Annotated in this window: 14 protein-coding genes; 7 read left to right on the top strand and 7 right to left on the bottom strand. The window is 68.6% G+C overall.

The features are described 5' to 3' along the window. Nucleotides 1-64: 64 nt before the first annotated feature. The 3 genes from AB0I10_RS26435 to AB0I10_RS26425 all read right to left on the bottom strand — a co-directional run bounded on the left by AB0I10_RS26435 (nucleotide 65) and on the right by AB0I10_RS26425 (nucleotide 2645). Complete coding sequence (locus tag AB0I10_RS26435; RefSeq protein WP_363155106.1) at nucleotides 65-922, bottom strand: hypothetical protein; 858 nt, start codon at nucleotides 920-922, stop codon at nucleotides 65-67. Beyond that, nucleotides 922-2202 carry a VWA domain-containing protein gene (locus AB0I10_RS26430; protein WP_363155105.1) on the bottom strand — a complete coding sequence of 427 codons (1281 nt, stop codon included), beginning with the start codon at nucleotides 2200-2202 and terminating at the stop codon, nucleotides 922-924. Before AB0I10_RS26430 ends, AB0I10_RS26435 begins: the two co-directional genes overlap by 1 nt. A gap of 143 nt (nucleotides 2203-2345) precedes the next feature. After that, entirely contained in the window at nucleotides 2346-2645 is a 300-nt protein-coding gene (locus AB0I10_RS26425) for a hypothetical protein (RefSeq protein WP_363155104.1), read from the bottom strand. 240 nt (nucleotides 2646-2885) lie between these two features. On the opposite strand from AB0I10_RS26425, the gene AB0I10_RS26420 reads away from it, so the two are divergent. Continuing rightward, nucleotides 2886-3824, top strand: a complete 939-nt coding sequence (locus AB0I10_RS26420; protein WP_363155103.1) for a hypothetical protein — start codon at nucleotides 2886-2888, stop codon at nucleotides 3822-3824. A gap of 126 nt (nucleotides 3825-3950) precedes the next feature. On the opposite strand, the gene ligD is transcribed toward AB0I10_RS26420, so the two are convergent. Beyond that, nucleotides 3951-4922: a non-homologous end-joining DNA ligase gene (ligD, locus tag AB0I10_RS26415; protein WP_363155102.1), complete on the bottom strand. Its 972-nt coding sequence runs from the start codon at nucleotides 4920-4922 to the stop codon at nucleotides 3951-3953. Nucleotides 4923-5696: 774 nt separating this feature from the next. On the opposite strand from ligD, the gene AB0I10_RS26410 reads away from it, so the two are divergent. The 4 genes from AB0I10_RS26410 to AB0I10_RS26395 all read left to right on the top strand — a co-directional run bounded on the left by AB0I10_RS26410 (nucleotide 5697) and on the right by AB0I10_RS26395 (nucleotide 8521). Then, entirely contained in the window at nucleotides 5697-6140 is a 444-nt protein-coding gene (locus tag AB0I10_RS26410) for a helix-turn-helix domain-containing protein (RefSeq protein WP_363155101.1), read from the top strand. Nucleotides 6141-6565: 425 nt separating this feature from the next. Next, on the top strand, nucleotides 6566-6952 hold the full coding sequence (locus AB0I10_RS26405; protein WP_363155100.1) for a hypothetical protein: 387 nt from the start codon (nucleotides 6566-6568) through the stop codon (nucleotides 6950-6952). Nucleotides 6953-7200: 248 nt separating this feature from the next. Then, nucleotides 7201-7704: a hypothetical protein gene (locus tag AB0I10_RS26400; protein WP_363155099.1), complete on the top strand. Its 504-nt coding sequence runs from the start codon at nucleotides 7201-7203 to the stop codon at nucleotides 7702-7704. Between the two features lie 55 nt (nucleotides 7705-7759). After that, on the top strand, nucleotides 7760-8521 hold the full coding sequence (locus AB0I10_RS26395) for an SDR family oxidoreductase (RefSeq protein WP_363155098.1): 762 nt from the start codon (nucleotides 7760-7762) through the stop codon (nucleotides 8519-8521). Nucleotides 8522-8538: 17 nt separating this feature from the next. On the opposite strand, the gene AB0I10_RS26390 is transcribed toward AB0I10_RS26395, so the two are convergent. Next, nucleotides 8539-9195: a class I SAM-dependent methyltransferase gene (locus AB0I10_RS26390; RefSeq protein WP_363155097.1), complete on the bottom strand. Its 657-nt coding sequence runs from the start codon at nucleotides 9193-9195 to the stop codon at nucleotides 8539-8541. Between the two features lie 217 nt (nucleotides 9196-9412). Between AB0I10_RS26390 and AB0I10_RS26385 the strand changes: the two genes are divergently transcribed. Together AB0I10_RS26385 and AB0I10_RS26380 are read left to right on the top strand one after the other, a co-directional pair. After that, nucleotides 9413-10150, top strand: coding sequence for an SDR family oxidoreductase (locus tag AB0I10_RS26385; RefSeq protein WP_363155096.1), 738 nt, complete (start codon nucleotides 9413-9415; stop codon nucleotides 10148-10150). A gap of 241 nt (nucleotides 10151-10391) precedes the next feature. Further along, nucleotides 10392-11390: a winged helix-turn-helix domain-containing protein gene (locus tag AB0I10_RS26380; protein ID WP_363155111.1), complete on the top strand. Its 999-nt coding sequence runs from the start codon at nucleotides 10392-10394 to the stop codon at nucleotides 11388-11390. 301 nt (nucleotides 11391-11691) lie between these two features. Here AB0I10_RS26380 and AB0I10_RS26375 read toward each other — a convergent pair whose 3' ends face one another. Then, a complete protein-coding gene (locus tag AB0I10_RS26375) occupies nucleotides 11692-12057 on the bottom strand; it encodes an STAS domain-containing protein (RefSeq protein WP_363155095.1) in 366 nt (121 codons plus the stop codon). A gap of 187 nt (nucleotides 12058-12244) precedes the next feature. After that, nucleotides 12245-12988, bottom strand: coding sequence for a hypothetical protein (locus AB0I10_RS26370; protein WP_363155094.1), 744 nt, complete (start codon nucleotides 12986-12988; stop codon nucleotides 12245-12247). Nucleotides 12989-13008: the final 20 nt, after the last annotated feature.

Here is a 13008-nt window from a genome sequence, read left to right as displayed (position 1 = left end):
GGGGGGCGGTTCCACCCGCGGGGGGGGGCCCCGGGGGGGGGCGGCCCCCCCCCCCACCCGTCGGTCAGGCGCCCGGCGGCACCCGCGACGGGCGGCCGGATCCTCGGGTGACGGAGTAACCCGCGATGCCCGCGAGCGCTGCGAGCAACCCGCCCGCCGCGGTCCAGATCCAGCGGTCGGACCACCAGCCGGAGGACCAGCCGCCGTCCGGCTCGCCCAAGGCGGCGGACTGCTGCGTCGCACCGTTTTCGTCGTCATCTGCGGCGGTGCCGATGCCGGGCACCAGCGGGGCGGAGAGCGCGCCGTCCACCGCCTGGCCGCCGCCCGCATCGGCCGCGGTGGCCTCGACCTCGGCGTGTACCGGCAGGCCGAGGTCCTCCTGCGGCAGGTCGACGACCGTCAGGCGTACGTAATAGCTGCCCGGGAGCGGATCGTTCGCCCACGGCTCGGCCCAGGCGCGGACCGGCCGCAGCGTGCAGGACAGCTCGACGGACTCGGCGTCCTTGGCGGCTGCCCTGCTCTGCGCGCCGTACGTGCATGCCTGCCGGCGGCGGAGTCCGTCGTAGACGTCGAGCTGCCAGGTGGCGGCACCGTGCCGGGCGGTCCCGGGCAGCTTCACCTTGGCCTTCACCGTGGCGCGTTGACCGCTGTCCAAGGGGAGCACCCAATAGAGATAGTCGCCGGTGGATGCGTCGGCGACGGCCCGCTGGTCCAGTTTCATCCTGGCCGCGGTGCGGAAGGAGGTGCCCGCCTCGGTCGGACCGGCGGCGTCGGCGCTGGGGCTCGGGCTCCCCGAAGGGCTGCTGTCCGAAGAAGCGTCCGAGGGGCCGTCCGACGGGCCGTCCGCCATGGCTGCGCCCGTCGCGCCGAAGAGGCCGCCGCCCACCAACAGCAGAGTCGTCAATATCCTTGCAGCATGCATCAGTTGGTCCTCCAGACGGTGACACGCCAGCGGGAGATCCAGCCCCACAGCAGACCGGCCAGCAGGCCGACGAGAACCAGCACGGCCAGCAGCCACCAGCCGTGGCCGAGTCCGAAGGACGCCGCATCGGAGGCGTCATCAGGCGCATCCACCAGGTCGACGGTCAGCTCAAGGGGCAGGCCAGGCGACGTCTTCACCGACGCGGGGGCCGAGAAGGAGTTGCTGACCTGCAGACAGACGGTCTCCGCCGCGGGCTTGCCGTCCCCGTCCAGGTCCGCGTCGTCGGCTTCGGCCTTGGGGTAACGCAGCCCGGAAGAGATCACGTCGGTGCGCCCGTCGCCCGCCTCCGATCCGCGGACGATCTCCCTGCCGTGCACGGTCGAGGCGCGCAGCATGACGCCGTAGTCATTGTTGACCGCGCGGTCCGCGGCGACGCTCACCGAGGCACGCAGTTCCTGTCCCGGCCGGACATCGACCCGGTACCAGCGGTGCTCGGCGAACTTCTCGCGGTCGCTGTAGAGGCCGGGCTTGAGCTTCGGGGCGCCGGCGCACTGCTGCGCCCCCTGGGTCGCCACCGGTGTGACGACCGGGTCGGCGGCACGGTCCACCAACTGGTGGACTCGGTCGCGGAGTTGGTCGGTGTGCTGCACCGACGTGTATGTGCCGCCGGTGGCCTCGGCGATGCAGCTCAGCTGGCTGCGGGTCTTGGCGTTCGGCAGCAGCCCGAGGGTGTCGATGGTGAGGTGGATGCCCTTGGCGGCGATGTCGCGCGCCACCTCGCACGGGTCGAGCGGGGCACAGGTGTCCTCGCCGTCCGTGATGAGGACGATCCTGCGGGTCGCGTCGCCGCCCTTGAGGTCGTCGGCCGAGGCGAGCAGGGCCGGGCCGATCGGGGTCCACCCGGTGGGGGCGAGCGTCGCCACCGCGGTCTTGGCCTCGGTCCGGTCGAGCGGCCCGACCGGGTAGAGCTGTTTGGTGTCCTTGCAGCCCGTCTTGCGGTCCGCGCCGGGGTAGTTGGCGCCGAGGGTGCGGATGCCGAGCTGCACCTCTTCCGGCACCGCGTCCAGCACCTCGTTGAACGCCTGCTTCGCGGCCGCCATCCGGGTCTGCCCGTCGATGTCCCGCGCCCGCATGGAGCCGCTGACGTCGAGCACCAACTCAACCTTGGGGGACGGCTTGCCGTCCGGTTCATCGGCGGCGGCGGGTGTCGCGAGGACCCCGGCGGCCAAGGCGGCGACCAGGCCGGACACGGCGGCCGCCAGCCATTTTCTTATGATCATCGCCGGATCGTAGTGAGGTTTCTCCATCGGCTCCAAACGGAACCTACGGGCGACCGGCGGCAGGCGAGATATTCAGCCGAGGAGCCGGGGCGGGCGAGGGATGCGTGATGTCCGGCGGACGGATGGTGGCTGCCTCGGTCAGGTCAGCTGCCGCCCTGGAGGTCCCTCATGCCCTTGAGTACGTCGTCCGCGTTCATCACCGGCTGGACCGTGACCTTCGCGTTCAGGTCGAGGAAGAACGGTTCGCAGCAGACCGGCAGTTGCGAGGAATCCTGCATGTCGAAGTAGAAGAAGGCGGTGCGGTCGCCCTCGTCGCTCGTGAAGTAGGACGCCTCCGGTTTGAGGGCGGCACTGACATTCTCGATGATCTTCGACAGGGTGCCGTTTCTGATCGCTTCGTTGCCCGCCTCGACAGGGATCTTGGCCTTCAGGACCATCCTCATGGGGCTCACTCCTCGCGTTGCGCGCGATCGACCGGGAGCCCGGGCACACGGCGCGCTCGCGGGAAGCTCCGGCCGCACCGTTTTCAGGATCTCACGATGTGGACGCGGGAGCAGAAGATCTCCGCTCGCGGACGGGCCGCGGGAGCTGCGGTGGCCGGGTCAGGAGCGCCTGCGGACCGGATTGCGAAAACAATAACGGCCGCCACTCGATATTCTGACGCGCTGCCATACAATCGACCGATGATCAAGAAGGCATTCAGTGTGGCTGTGGCCATTGTCGGCACCTCGCTCATTGTGCCGACCGCCACCGCTCAATCGTCCATTCCGTCATCCGGAATTCCGTCATCCGAAATATCGGCGGCGGACGACTGGCAGTCCGTCGGCGACGGCATCACCTCGGGTGTCAGCGGAGTCGCCATTGACGGACGGCACGGCGACACGGTGGACATGCTCGCCGTCCGCGACAACAAGAATCCCGGCCAGAACCGTCTGGTGGCCATGCGGCACAGCCCGGACGCGAAGCCGCGGGTGCGCCCTGTGACCTGGGACGGGGAGCTGCCGGTGGACCTGGAGGCGATCGACGCCATTCCGGGGCGGGAGCATGAGTACGTGGCACTCGCCAGCAGCGGAAAGGCCTACCGAATACATCGGGAAAAGGACACCGTGCGCGTATCGCACGAATTCCGGCTACCGGCCGCTTCGCCGGACACGAACTACGAGGGATTCGCGCTGACCGCCAAGCGTGGCGCGATAGTCGCCGTCTGGGCGGACCGCGGGCAGGACGACCGACCCGGGAAACTGTCGGCAGCGGAATGGAACCCGAGCACGAACACATTCAGCAAGCACGATTCCGCGGAATTCACGGTTCCCTATCCGACCGACGATGTGCGGCACATCTCCGATGTGAAGATCTCCGCCACCGGCGCGCTGACCGTCTCCGCGGCCTCGGACCCGGGCGACGACGGCCCGTACGACTCCGCGTTGTACGAGGCCGGACGGATTTCCTTCGGCAGCGAGCTCCGTCTGCACGTCTCCGATGCGCCGCGACGTCTCGCCACGTTCCCCGGGCACAAGATCGAGGCGCTCGCCTGTCTGCCGAAGTCCGACGAGGGAATTCTGGGCACGGACGACGAGAACGGCGGCGGATCGATCGCCTCCGCGGAGTTCTGCCGGCCGTGATGTGCGAGCAGCCGAGGGGTGGCCGTCCCTGCCTCGCGGCTGCGGTGGACCCGGGCGTATGTCCAGGGGCGTAGGTACAGGGGCGTTCGTCGGTCCAGCCTTCGTCAGACGGCGGACCGGTCTTCGTCAGCCCAGGCGTGTCAGATCGGGCCGCAGCCGGTGCCAGATCGGGTGCCGCAGCCGGCCGGCGGCGGTCCAGCCGGAGAGGGAGATCTCCGCGACGAGTCGGGGCTCGGCCCAGTGTGCGCCCGAGGCGTCCACAGGGTTGGTGAAGGGGGACTCGGTGCGGCGGATCACGCTCAGGAATTGCGCCAGGTCACGCCGTTCGCGGTCGGAGAGACCCGACCCGACGGAGCCCACGTACCGAAGCCCCAACGGGTCCTCGACGCCGACCAGGACCGCGCCCGGCAGACCGGCGAGTCCGCCGTGGCCTTCCGTCCAGCCGCCGATGATCACGTCGAGCGTCTCCATGTGTTTCGTCTTGCGCCAGTCGGGCGACCGGACTCCCGGGGTGTACACCGAGTTCAGCTTCTTCGCCACCACCCCCTCGATGCCGCCCCGCAACGACGCCTCCCACGCCTGCCGTCCATGCCCCTCCATGTGTGCGGGCACCGACCAGTTCGGACCGCGCAGTCTCAGCCCGTAGAGCACGGACCGGCGCTCGTGGTACGGCGTGTCGAGCAGCGACCGGCCCAGGTACATGACGTCGAACAGCAAGAGATGAACGGGATGCTCCATCGCGAGACGGGCGGTACGGCGCGGATTCACCACGCCCATACGGCGCTGCAGCAGCCCGAAGTCGGGCCGCCCGCGCGCGTCCAGCACCACGACTTCGCCATCGAGAACGGCGGGCGGGCCGCGCAGCTGCTCACCGAGGGCACCGAGCTCCGGATACGTCAGCGTCGCGTCGTTGCCCGCCCGGGTGACCAGCCGGATGGTTCCGTCGCCCGGCGTATAGATGACACAGCGCGCCCCGTCCCATTTTGCCTCGAACGCCCATGCCGCATCGTCGCCCTCGGCGGGCAGCGGCCCGACGGTGGCCAGCATCGGCCGGATCACGGGATACGGGGCGAAGCCACGCTCGGCGGTCGGGGCCATGCTTCGATGATCGGGGGCGGCGGGCGCGCTCGCAGATCGGGCGGCTGGGTTGCTCTCGACCGGAGCACCGGAACCCCGGATTCCTTGCTCCACTATGTATGGCTATCGATTACTTTCCATGTTGGTGGACCTTTCGTGGCGCAGCTGTATTCAGACGCAGATGGATTCACTGGTCGAGGTGGTCCTCTTGTTAACTTCCGGGAATGCTGCGGGCCACTACGGCCGTATGCGCGTACTGCGCTTTGTCGCATTCGGGAGGGGCTCCTATGGCGGCAACCGTGGTGGCTCTCCGACCAAAGTGCCTGGTTGTTCGCGTGCCACGGTGACTGGTCGTCAGCCGGACCTTCCCGATCCCGGCCATGAGCAACGCTGTCAATGGCGCCGCCCGAGGGTTTGGGCGAGGCTAATGACATGTGAACGACCAGGTCATGCAAATACCCATGAAGGAATGCATCATCGTGACGAATCATCGTGCTGGGACAGGAATTCGATGATGTGGTGGGCATTGTGATGTGTGCTCAATTTCCGTTGCCCGGAGATCAGGCGGGTTTTGGACCGACCGGTGGTTCTCCGCCGGGGAACCGGTGGGGTACGGCCTTGCGGACGGGGGCGAGGGCAGGGAGGCCGCTGTTCCGGGCGTCGGTGGGACAGCGGCATAGCTGCCACGCCGGGATGACGGGTAGTAAGATGCGGGATCGCTGACCCGCCCTCTGACCAAGATGGCCTGGGCCGCACGCGAGTGTGGATATTTACGGGGATTGGAGGAGCGTGACCATGTCTGGAACGGCCGACCCGGCTGGGCCCAGTCTCGCCGACAAAATCAATCACCTTTTTCGGACCGTGATGCCGGCCGGCCGCGGGTCATACAGCACCGAAGAAGCCGCCCAGGCGATTTCGGCGCACGGAGCCTCCATCTCTGGAAGCTATATCTGGTTGCTACGCAAGGGGCAGCGGGACAATCCGACCCTGCGGCATCTGGCGGCGCTGGCAGAATTCTTTGGCGTGCCCCCTGCGTATTTTTTCGATGACGATGTCACCGCAAGGGTCAATACTCAACTGGAATTGGCCACCGCGCTGCGCAACACCCGCGTCCGCAGCCTGGCGCTCCGTGCCGACGGGCTGTCCCCGGCGAGCCTGGATGCATTGCTCACCATGGTGAACGAAGCCCGCAGGATTCAGAACTTGCCGACCGGAAATGATATCTCTGCTGACGCTTAAGAGCGCCCAGTCCGGCAGGCCCGCCGAACCCAAAGCCTAAAATTCTCTATTCGACTATCGATTCGCAAGCCGTGAGCGGCCGGCGTGACGTAGTGTGCCGACGAAGCGACCAAGGGCATGCCTGGGGGGAGGCGTTCACATCATCCCTGCCTTCGGTTTTCGTCCTGCAGGTGGTGCGCAGCACCGCCGCGACGTCGGACGCTTGTGGACCGGGAGGAGCGATGTCAGTCCGTGTGTCACGCGTACCGCCGTTGTCCTGGACAGGGTCGAGGGAGGTTACGCATGCCGTACAGGGACATAGCTCTGCGCCGCCGCTGCAATGCGGTACTCAGCAAGTTCAGTCCGCCTCAGCCTTTTCGATCGAGGCATTATGCCGTCACATGGGGGAACGGCGAGGGCGGCCGCTATATCTCCATGCATTGCCCATGCAAACGCTCGTGGCCGGGGCCTACGGTCTCTGGCTGGGCACGTCGGTCGATGACCACATCTTTTATGAGCAGCAGACCTCCCGTGTGCATCGAGAACACATCGTTCTGCACGAGATCGGGCACATGTTGTTCGATCATCATGCGTCGGACGCGGAGGAGAGCTGGACCGCTAAACTCCTGCCGGACCTGGATCCCGGGCTCATCGGCCGACTCCTGGGACGCACCAACTATTCCACGTCCCAGGAGCGGGAGGCGGAGATGATCGCCAGCTTGATGTGTACCACCATGGATTCCGCGGGCGGCCCGCCGCGTCACGGCAGGCCGGACGATGTGCTGGCGAGGCTCGGTGCCGGCCTGGGGCTGGGTTCCTCTCATGACGTCTGACCTTGCGGCATTCGGGGGGTGGCTGGAAAGCGTCGGCGCAATTGCTTATGGGGCGCGGTATTGGCCCGCTTGCCCTCGGCGGTGCGGTCCCGCAGTCAGCGCGGCCTGTGGCTCGCCGTGGCGACGGCCGCGATGGCCATAACGCTCAACCTTCCCGTCGTGCAGCATGCGTTCCGCGACAATGGCGAATCAATTCGCCTCGTCCACGTCACAACGAATTTCTTCGGTGTGCTGTCGGCGGGCGCCGTATGTGCTGGCGTTACGGCCGGTCCACCGCGCCCCCGCTGCTGAGGTCGAGCCTGCGGCTGTTCGGCCTCGGCACCGCGCTCGCCGGCCGCTACTGGATCGGCCACGTGGTCCGGCTCTTCACCAGCGCGGATTGGGTATTGCCGGGCATGGTGATCGTCATGGGAGCGCACGCACTGCTCCGTGCCATGGCGATTCTCGTGCCGACGTTCGCCGCGGTCTGCCGCGCGATCGCGGACGTCAGAACGGTGTGGTGTCTGTGGCCCCTTTGGAGAGAGGCTGCCGTGCTGGCGTGTGTCATGCGCGAAGCCCGCCGGAGCAAGCTCGCCGGCCTTCCCCAAAGGCCGTTTCCCATAGTGCCGTTGGGACTGGACAGCAATGACAGCAATGATGTCAGGGACGAGAAGGCGTTTCTGCTCCAGGCCACCGAGGAGTACGAATCGTCCTTGATCAAGACGTTCGGTCGTCGGCTCGATACGATCGGTTCGGGTTCTGACAGGGTGTAAGGGTAGAGGGGAACGGTAGGCGCGTGACACAAGACAAGGGAAACCGGGTTCGCCCATGACGAATGTTCTGATAACCGGTGCCACGTCCGGTATCGGCGCTGCCTTTGCCCGCCGGTTCGCGGCCAAGGGATTCGACCTCGTACAGGTCGCCCGTAACAAGGAGCGCCTGGACCGAACGGCCGACGAACTGCGAACCCGCTACGGCGTCAAGGTCGAGACAATCGCCGCAGATCTTCTTGAGGCCACCGGCCGCGCAGCCGTGGAAGAACGACTCGCCTCATCCGTGAATCCCGTGGACGTCCTCGTCAACAATGCCGGCTTCGGGCTGCCCGCTCCCTTCCCGCACAGTCCCATTGACGACGAGGAGCGGATGCTCGACCTTCTCACCAAGGTCCCGCTACGGCTCACCCACGCCGCTGTACCCGGTATGACCGCCCGCCGACGCGGCGTCATTCTCAATGTCTCCTCCGTCGCGGGCCTGCTGCCCACCGGAACGTACGGCGCCGCAAAAGCATGGCTCACCGCCTTCAGCGAATCACTTCGGGTGGACCTCGCCCCGCACGGTGTCCGGGTCCTCGCCCTGTGCCCGGGTTTCACCCGTACCGAATTCCAAGAGCGCGCCGGAATGGATGTCAGCAGCCTGCCGGCATGGGCATGGCTTGAGGCCGACAGCGTCGTGGACCAGGCGCTCAAGGACCTCGGTCGCGGCAAGCCCGTCAGCATCACCGGCTGGCGGTACAAGACATACGCCCTGGCGGTACGCCACGCGCCGCGCACACTGGCGGCCAAGATGGCACGTTCGCGCACCCCCAAGTAGGCCCTGCCCGAACCGCGTCAGCCGTCCCTGCGGAACACCAGCAAATAGCGCCAGAAAAGCAGCCTGCGAATGCGGGACCCGGGGAGGAGCACGGCGGCTTCCTGGCGGATTTCGTCGAGTGGCACCACCGGTTGCCGGGTCGGCGCTTTCACCGGGGCCGCCGTCCGCGCCCGGCCGCTCGCGAGAGCGGTACGGGCAGCGGCAGGACGGAGCCGTTCCGCGACGCCGACGGCCAGCCTGGCAACCGCGTTCACCGGCACGGCTGCCAGGCTCCAGGCCCAGTCGGCCGGTGTCTTCTCCGGATAGCAGCCGAGGATCACCAGGACGCCACCTGGCGCGAGTGCCGCGCGCAGGGTGGCGACCGTGCCGAACGGCATGTGATGGATGCTGGCCAGGCAGGAGATGAAGTCGTAGTGGCCGGTGGGCAGTTCGAGCTCGGTGACATCCGCGTGCTCGAAGCGGAGGTACTGGCCGACCGCCATCCCCTCGCACTCGGAGCGGGCCTCGGCGATGGTGTCCGCCGACGGATCGACCGCGTGCACGTCGATTCCGCGCCCGGCGAGCCGACGAGCGAACCGGCCGGTCCCACATCCCACATCCAGTGCGGCGCCACAATCCCGCGGTACCTGACGTAACAACAGCCGGTGATAGTGGTCGTTGTGGTCAAAGGGCATGGGTGCGATTAAAGGGCATGACGTGTCACCTAGCCACGGCAGGATCGATCTCTTTCGCTCGTTTCTCAACCCCATGCGCCTGCCTGTGATTCCTTATGATCGTTTGCTGGGCGCCGGGTCCGGCGCCAGGTCCGGCACCAGGTAAGGAATGTTGATAGCGAATGTTGATGAGTCAGCGGAGCCGGTCGCGTTCGTTCGTTGCGTCGGAAGGTGTGCTGTGAGCCGGGCGGTGCTGGTGACCGGTGCCTCGCGGGGTATCGGTCGGGCGGTGGCGGAGATCTTCGCCGCGCACGGGGACCGCGTCGCACTGCACTACGCGTCGCGGCGCGAGGCGGCGGAGGAGGCATTCACGGCGCTGGAGGGCGGCGGGCATGTCCTGGTGCAGGGGGATGTGAGCACCCCGGACGGCGCGGCCTCGATCGTCGAGGCGGCCGTGGCCGGTCTCGGCGGTATCGATGTTCTGGTCAACAACGCCGCTGCGAATGTGGCGCACCCGTTGGACCGTACGTCTTTCGAGGACTGGCAGGACGCCTGGCGGCGGGTCGTGGACGTGAATCTGCTGGGTGCCGCGCATGTGAGCTACTGCGCGGCACGGAGCATGATCGACCGTGAGGTGGAGGGCCGTATCGTCAACATCGGCTCGCGTGGCGCGTTCCGTGGTGAGCCGGACCATCCGGCGTACGGCGCGTCCAAGGCGGCGCTGCACGCCATGGGCCAGTCGCTGGCGGTCCATCTGGCGCCCTACGGGATCGCGGTCGCGTCGGTCGCCCCCGGGTTCGTCGCGACGGAGCGGGTCGCGGAGCGGATCACGGACGAGGTCCGGCAGCAGAGCCCGTTCGGCCGGGTGGCGGTGCCGCGGGACGTGGCGGCCGCCGTCCATTACCTCGCCTCGCCCGAGGCGGTCTGGTCATCCGGTGCGGTCCTCGACGTCAATGGGGCGTCCCATCTGCGGTGATGCGGATGAGACGGTTCCCTTGGAGGGCAGTGGCAGCGGACGGTCCTGACCCCAAGTGCCCTACCGACGTTCCCTCCTCGCGCCCTTCTTCATGCCCTTCCTCACGCCCTTCCCTGAGTTCCGTCCTTGGCCCTCACCGGCGGCCGGTACGGGGGTACGGTCGGGTGTGTCCGGTCGGTGCGCCATCGGCTTGCCGTGACGTGTGAGCAGCGGAGCCACGAGCGACGGGGGCGGCCGGGACATGCTGAGGGTGGTCTTCGAGACCGATGATGTGGCGCGGGTGCGGGTGGCCGCCGAGCCGGACTTCCTGTGGGAGATCGCCAACAGTGTGCAGACCTTGCAACGGCGGGACGGTGCCGCGGTGTTCGGGGCCTGGCGGCGCTGGGCCCGGCCGCGGCTCTCGGGCAGCAGCCGTCTGCTGCCCGCGCTCCTCCCGCCCACCGGCTACTCGCCGGACTTCCTCACCCCGACCGCCGGTGACCGCCGCACACCCGAAGCGGCCGTGGACACCCTGCGGTCGACCCCGAAGCGGCAACTGACCGCGGACCTCGCTCGGCTCGCCGCAACCCGCGAACTCCCGTCCTGGACAAGCGACTTGGCGCACGGCGAGCTTCCCGCGCTGCACCGCCTCGGGGAGGCCTTCCAGTCGTACGACGCCCAAGCGGTGGCGCCCTTCTGGCGCCGGATCCACGCCCACATCGACGCCGATCGCGCGCTGCGCATGAACACCCTGCTCGACGGCGGCGCGGAGGGGCTGCTCTCGGGGCTCGGGCCGCGATTCCGCTGGCGCTGGCCGGTGCTGGAGGCCGACTACCCGGTGGACCGCACCCTGGAGCTGGGTGGCCGCGGCCTCACCCTGCTGCCCTCGTTCTTCTGCTGGCCCACCCCGGTGACGCTCGCCGACCCCAGCCGTACGCCCGTACTCGTCTATCCGGTCCAGCACGAACCGGACTGGGAGGGGGGACGGGCCGGAGCCGCGTCCCGGGGGCGCGGTCAGCCGCTGGGCGCGTTGCTGGGGCAGACCCGCGCCGCACTGTTGCGGTACGCCTGTATCGGCGGCTCCACCGGGGAGCTCGCCCGGCGGCTGGGGGTGAGCACGCCCGCCGTGAGCCAGCATGTCGCCGTGCTGCGCGAGGCCGGGCTGCTGATCACCGTCCGGCGGGACGGGCGCGCCTTCCATACGGCGACGGCGGAGGGGCGGGCGCTGCTGCGGTGTGGGGAGCGGGGCGGGGTGCGGTGAGCAGGGCCACGGTGCGTGGTGGCGCCGGAGGAGTCGAGAAGGCCGTAAAAAAAAGGGGGAGCCCCGGCCAGACGGGGGAATCCGGCCGGGGCGGCCCCGGGCGGACGGGGGAATCCGGCCGGGGCGGCTATGGGGGTGCGGGTGGTGACGGCGGTCACCTCGTGGTGGAGGCCGCCGTACGGCTGTGGGCGGGCGTCCCGGCTAGGGGACGGTGCGGCCCAGGGGCGCCGTCGACTCGGCACCCGCGTCCAATTGAACGATAAACCATCGATCGGCGTTCCGGTGCGCTGAGTGACCGCTGTCACCCACGGGCGGCCGGCACGAAGGCGCTGTAGACCGAGCGCGGCGAGCTGACCTGGGTGAACAGATCGTCCACCCGGCTCCGGACCAGGAGCTTGCGCAGCCGCTGGTCGGTGATGACGAGGGTGATGCCGCCGCCGGTCTTCAGGAGCCGGCGGGCGGTCCTGACCAGCGGCTCCAGGCCGGTGGTGTCCATGAAGGTCACATTCCGCAGATCGACGAGGATCCGGTCCCGGGTCGCGGCGGCCGCGGTGAGCAGGGCCAGGGCGCGCGGCGCGGTGAGGATGTCCTGCTCGCCCTCCAATGTGACGACGGCCGGTCCGTCGTGGGTCGCGGTGATGACGTGGGTCACAGAGGTGTTGGTCAAGAGATCTCCTTCCGGTCCGGTCTGCGCTCCGGGCGGAGCGGTTGCGGGACGGTCGTCAGCGTAGGCGGGCCCGATATCCGGCCGGAAGGAACTAGGTCACAACGGGAACTACGTCACAACAGGAGCTGGGTCACACAGGGGTGAAGGTGATGATGTGGGTGATCTCGGGCGCCGACGGGGAGCTCTCTCAGGCCGTCGCCCGGTGTCCCTTCGGCTCCGCCGGGGCGGTCGCGGCCTTGGTGACATCGGCGACGAGTTCCACGACATCGGGTCCGTACGCCTGCGAGTTGACCACCTTCAGCAGCAGGCAGAACTGGCCGTCGGCGCCGTGCTTACGAGCCAGCCTGACCCGGTTGCGTACGAGATGGCGGACCGCGGCCCGGTGGGTGACCGGGCGCTGGCCCGCGGCCAGGAACACCGGCCGACCGCTCTCGCCGGCCGTCAGCCGGGCCAGCAGTACGTATTCGACCGCGCCGGGCTCCATCCGGTACGTCGAGCCGCCGATGGTGAAGGTGCCGCGGCCCGCGCCGGTCTCGTCGCCCGGGTGCACCGCGACGCCCGGCAGCAGATTGGCGATATGGGCCGCCAGCCGGCGATGCGCGGTGGGATCGCCGACGCAGAACTCGGTGCGCGCGCCGAAGCCCTGGAGGCCGGTGTCGTGCGGCGCGACCTCCGGGTGCGCTCCGCAGTTCTCGACCACCGAGGCCAGTCCGAGCAGCGCCAGCGCGTCATGGCGGGGGATGCTCCAGTGGGCCGAGGTGCTGTCCCGGTGGGTGACCAGAACGCACTCCGAACCGTCCGGCAGCCCGAAGAAGCTCTGTTCGCGGGTCAGCTTCCGGCGGGACGCGGCGGATTGCGCCGCCCAGCCGGCCGCCAGGCCGACGATGAGGGCCGCGAACGCCACGGTCAGGAGCAGCAGGGTGTCGTCCATGGCCGGGGATCGTAGCGGTT

This window comes from Streptomyces sp. NPDC050636, from assembly GCF_040654775.1.
Taxonomy (GTDB): Bacteria; Actinomycetota; Actinomycetes; order Streptomycetales; family Streptomycetaceae; genus Streptomyces.
Note: the sequence above shows the minus strand (reverse complement) of the source record. Positions and strands in the feature narration are given on the sequence as shown.

Bases quoted from the DNA above. Each gene is read 5' to 3' on its own strand.
- AB0I10_RS26370 (WP_363155094.1), bottom strand. From the start codon at position 12,988: ATGGACGACACCCTGCTGCTCCTGACCGTGGCGTTCGCGGCCCTCATC.
- AB0I10_RS26410 (WP_363155101.1), top strand. From the start codon at position 5,697: ATGTCTGGAACGGCCGACCCGGCTGGGCCCAGTCTCGCCGACAAAATC.
- AB0I10_RS26380 (WP_363155111.1), top strand. From the start codon at position 10,392: ATGCTGAGGGTGGTCTTCGAGACCGATGATGTGGCGCGGGTGCGGGTG.
- AB0I10_RS26420 (WP_363155103.1), top strand. From the start codon at position 2,886: ATGATCAAGAAGGCATTCAGTGTGGCTGTGGCCATTGTCGGCACCTCG.
- AB0I10_RS26425 (WP_363155104.1), bottom strand. From the start codon at position 2,645: ATGAGGATGGTCCTGAAGGCCAAGATCCCTGTCGAGGCGGGCAACGAA.
- AB0I10_RS26395 (WP_363155098.1), top strand. From the start codon at position 7,760: ATGACGAATGTTCTGATAACCGGTGCCACGTCCGGTATCGGCGCTGCC.
- AB0I10_RS26405 (WP_363155100.1), top strand. From the start codon at position 6,566: ATGCAAACGCTCGTGGCCGGGGCCTACGGTCTCTGGCTGGGCACGTCG.
- AB0I10_RS26435 (WP_363155106.1), bottom strand. From the start codon at position 922: ATGCATGCTGCAAGGATATTGACGACTCTGCTGTTGGTGGGCGGCGGC.
- AB0I10_RS26400 (WP_363155099.1), top strand. From the start codon at position 7,201: ATGTGCTGGCGTTACGGCCGGTCCACCGCGCCCCCGCTGCTGAGGTCG.
- AB0I10_RS26390 (WP_363155097.1), bottom strand. From the start codon at position 9,195: ATGCCCTTTGACCACAACGACCACTATCACCGGCTGTTGTTACGTCAG.
- ligD (WP_363155102.1), bottom strand. From the start codon at position 4,922: ATGGCCCCGACCGCCGAGCGTGGCTTCGCCCCGTATCCCGTGATCCGG.
- AB0I10_RS26430 (WP_363155105.1), bottom strand. From the start codon at position 2,202: ATGATCATAAGAAAATGGCTGGCGGCCGCCGTGTCCGGCCTGGTCGCC.